The organism is Vibrio sp. 10N.261.54.A5 (assembly GCF_041471145.1).
GTDB classification, from domain to species: domain Bacteria; phylum Pseudomonadota; class Gammaproteobacteria; order Enterobacterales; family Vibrionaceae; genus Vibrio; species Vibrio crassostreae_C.
Genome location: NZ_JBFRNU010000133.1, coordinates 1 through 206 on the forward strand (window position 1 = coordinate 1; position 206 = coordinate 206).

At 53.9% G+C, this 206-nt stretch carries 1 tRNA gene; it reads left to right on the forward strand.

The window, feature by feature from the left end:
• The first annotated feature begins 42 nt into the window (after positions 1-42).
• A tRNA-Ala gene (locus AB4329_RS22515) sits at positions 43-118 on the forward strand.
• Positions 119-206: the final 88 nt, after the last annotated feature.

Genomic DNA, 206 nt, shown 5'->3' on the forward strand with positions numbered 1-206 from the left:
CCCGGTATCGCCCACCATTTCCTCCCAAGGAAATAAAAATATGGGGCTATAGCTCAGCTGGGAGAGCGCCTGCCTTGCACGCAGGAGGTCTGCGGTTCGATCCCGCATAGCTCCACCATTCTTTCTCCATGAAGGAATCAAAACTATCATGGGCGATTAGCTCAGTTGGGAGAGCACCTGCCTTACAAGCAGGGGGTCACTGGTTC